This is a genomic window from Arthrobacter sp. 05L45_2, assembly GCF_056397525.1.
This window is the reverse complement of record NZ_JBFTNO010000262.1, coordinates 1-3,423: the sequence shown is the minus strand read 5'-3', so window position 1 is coordinate 3,423 and position 3,423 is coordinate 1. Positions and strand designations below refer to the sequence as shown.

General features: G+C 64.9%; 4 protein-coding genes. All 4 read left to right on the top strand.

The window, feature by feature from the left end; genetic code table 11:
- The coding region (locus AC1DHD_RS15115; protein ID WP_476880498.1) for an ABC transporter permease at positions 1-771 on the top strand (771 nt) is incomplete at its 5' end.
- Positions 772-846: 75 nt separating this feature from the next.
- Positions 847-1,419, top strand: coding sequence for a hypothetical protein (locus tag AC1DHD_RS15110; protein ID WP_476880497.1), 573 nt, complete (start codon positions 847-849; stop codon positions 1,417-1,419).
- Between the two features lie 10 nt (positions 1,420-1,429).
- Positions 1,430-2,263 (top strand): exodeoxyribonuclease III, encoded by an 834-nt coding sequence (locus tag AC1DHD_RS15105; protein ID WP_476880496.1) that lies wholly within the window; start codon positions 1,430-1,432, stop codon positions 2,261-2,263.
- A 20-nt stretch (positions 2,264-2,283) separates the two neighbouring features.
- Positions 2,284-3,327: a tryptophan--tRNA ligase gene (gene trpS, locus AC1DHD_RS15100; protein ID WP_476880495.1), complete on the top strand. Its 1,044-nt coding sequence runs from the start codon at positions 2,284-2,286 to the stop codon at positions 3,325-3,327.
- Positions 3,328-3,423: the final 96 nt, after the last annotated feature.

Genomic DNA, 3,423 nt, shown 5'->3' with positions numbered 1-3,423 from the left:
CTCTACTCCCGCAACGTCCGCGCTGTCGTCGCGCGCGGGCTGATGGCCACCAAGAGCAGCAACTGGATGGTCATGGTCTCCGGCTTCTTCGAACCCGTGCTGTACCTGATCTMGATGGGTGTGGGCCTCGGCGCGATCGTCGGGGCCGTGCAGGGCCCGGGCGGGCAGCAGATCTCCTACGCCGCCTACATCGCCCCGGCATTGCTGGCGGTCTCGGCGATGAACGGCGCGGTGTACGACTCCACCTGGAACGTCTTCTTCAAGATGAATTTCGCCAAGCTCTACCAGGGCATGCTGTACACGTCCCTGGGGCCGATCGACGTCGCCATGGGTGAAATCTTCCTGGCCCTGCTCCGCGGGTTTATGTACGCTACCGGCTTCACCGCCGTGATGGGCGTGATGGGGCTGATCACCACACCCTGGGCCATCCTGATGGTCCCGGCCTCGGTGCTGATCGCGTTTGGCTTCGCCAGCTTCGGCATGGGCATCACCAGCTWYATGAAGACSTTCCAGCAGATGGACTGGATCAACTTCGTGATGCTGCCGATGTTCCTCTTCAGYGCCACSTTCTACCCGCTGRSCGTSTACCCGCAGTGGATCCAGTGGCTGATCCAGGCKATGCCGCTSTGGCACGGCGTGGAACTGCTGCGCCAGATCAGTGTTGGGGTGTTCACCCCGGCCACCGCCATCCACATTGGCTACTACCTGGTCATGATCCTGCTCGGCGTTACCCTCACCACGGGCCGGCTCCGCAAGCTGTTCCTGAAGTAACCCGCCAGCAGCACGCGGCGTTCGCCCGGGGTGGAAGCGCCGCCCCGGGCCTCTCCGGTTTGCGATAATAAGCTCATGCGATCCCTGGACAATCCTTCTGCCAAGCCGTCCGCCTTCAACGCGGCCACCGGGAAATTCTCGATGTTCCGCCTCAGCGGCCTGGGAATGTCCGTCTTTATCATCGCCTTCCTGGTGGCCGTCATTTTCGCGGCCAACCAGAACGACGTCGTCGGCTGGGTTGTTGCCGTGATCGCAGCCTTCTGGCTGGCGCTGGCAGCGTTCGTGGTGTTCAGCATCCAGCGGGCCGCCAAGAAGGCCGGCGCCAAGTTCAACGAGGCGCAGAATGCGTTCAACTCGGCCGTCGGCCGGGCCCCCTCATCCGGCAGCGCCGACCATGGAGGCACCCGCCTGGTGAACGAGGCCCGCGGTGCGGACGACATCCGCGACATGAAGCTGGACCACTCCTTCAAGATCGTGCAGGTGCAGGTCCGGGTGGTGGAGCAGGAACGCGCCAAGGGTGAGGCCGCGGACCAGGACACCATCCRCCGCGCCCTGGAAACCATCGAGATTACTGCCACAAACGCGCGGGACATGATCAAGCCCTCCGGTGCCCCCGACGAGCCGGTCAGCGGAACTGTCATCGACTAGAGTGGAGCGGGTGAGCTCGGCATTGAAGAAGGACCACCTTCGCATCGCATCGGTAAACGTCAACGGCCTCCGCGCCGCCTACAAGAAGGGCATGGCGGAGTGGCTGGCGCCCAGGGACGTCGACATCCTCTGCCTGCAGGAGGTCCGTGCCCCAGACGCGGTGGTCCACGAGTTGCTCGGTGAAGGCTGGTACATCCTGCACGCCGAAGCCGAGGCCAAGGGACGGGCCGGCGTCGCCATCGCCTCCCGCACCGAACCTATCGCCACCCGGAGCGGCATCGGCGATGACTACTTCGCCACCACGGGCCGCTGGGTCGAGGCCGACTACATCGTCCGCAATGCCGCAGGCGAGGCCTCCCAGCTGAGCGTGGTGAGCGCCTACGTGCACTCCGGCGAGGCAGGCACCCCGAAGCAGGACGACAAATTCCGGTTCCTCGACGTTATGGTCAACCGGCTGCCGGAGCTGGCTAAGCACAGCGACCACGCCCTGGTGGTGGGTGACCTCAACGTCGGCCACACCGAGCTGGACATCAAGAACTGGAAGGGCAACGTCAAACGTGCCGGCTTCCTGCCCGAGGAGCGTGCGTACTTTGACCGCTTCTTCGGCGAGGAAATCGGCTGGAAGGATGTTCACAGGGGCCTGGCGGGTACCGTCGACGGCCCCTACACTTGGTGGTCGCAGAGAGGACAGGCCTTCGACAACGACACTGGCTGGCGCATCGACTACCAGATGGCCACGCCCGCCCTCGCCGCCGCGGCGGTGTCAGCTGTTGTTGACCGGGCGCCGTCCTGGGACACCCGCTTCTCCGACCATGCCCCGCTGGTAGTGGACTACCGGCTCTGAGTTCAAAGGCTTCTAACACCATGACCAGCACAACCGCCACTGCGCCCAAGAAGCGCATCCTCTCCGGCGCCAAGCCCACCGCCGATTCCCTCCACCTGGGCAACTACATCGGGGCCGTGCGCAACTGGGTGGACATGCAGTCCGAATACGACGCAGTGTTCTTCATCCCGGACCTGCACGCCATCACCGTCGACTTCGAGCCCGCGGAGCTTGCCAAGCGGACCCGCATCGTCGCCGCGCAGTACATCGCGGCCGGGATTGACCCCGACAAGTCCATCTTCTTCGTGCAGTCCCACGTTCCGGAACACGCGCAGCTCGCGTGGGCCCTGAACTGCATCACCGGGTTCGGTGAAGCCTCCCGCATGACCCAGTTCAAGGACAAGACCCAGAAGTTCGGTGCCGAAGCCGCGACCCTGGGACTCTTCGCCTACCCGACGCTGATGGCCGCCGATATCCTGCTGTACCAGACGGACCTGGTTCCGGTGGGCGAGGACCAGCGCCAGCACCTGGAGCTGACCCGCAACCTGGCCCAGCGATTCAACACCCGCTTCGGCGAGACCTTCACCGTGCCCGAGGCGACCATCCTCAAGGCCAGCGCGAAGATCTATGATCTGCAGAACCCGGCGGCGAAGATGTCCAAGACCGGCGAATCACCCAACGGCTCCATCCAGCTGCTGGAGGACCCCAAGATTGCCGCCAAGCGCATCAAGTCCGCCGTGACCGACGCCGGGACGGAGATCCGTTTCGACGCCGAGGAGAAGCCGGGCGTCTCGAACCTGCTGACCATCTACTCGACGCTGACCGGCAAAACGGTGGCCGAACTCGAAACCGAGTACCAGGGCAAGATGTACGGCCACCTGAAAACGGACCTGGCCGACGTCATGGTCGACTTCATTACGCCGCTGCGGAACCGGACCAACGAGCTGATGGCCGACCCCGCTGAGCTGGACAGGCTGCTGGCCCAGGGCGCCGAACGCGCCCGCGAAATCGCCTCCGTGACGCTGGCCCGGGTGTACGAGCGGATGGGGTTCCTGCCAACCCTCAGCTTGGCGGGAGTCCACTAGCGCAATGTCCTCCGCCAGCAAAGTCACCTCCAGCGACACCGCGCGCACCGCCCACCACGGCGGGCGCAAGGGATCGGCCGCCGCACCCCACCGGGG

What these genes read in the sequence shown, in the direction of transcription:
- trpS (WP_476880495.1), top strand. Translation starts at nt 2,284, where the DNA reads ATGACCAGCACAACCGCCACTGCGCCCAAGAAGCGCATCCTCTCCGGC.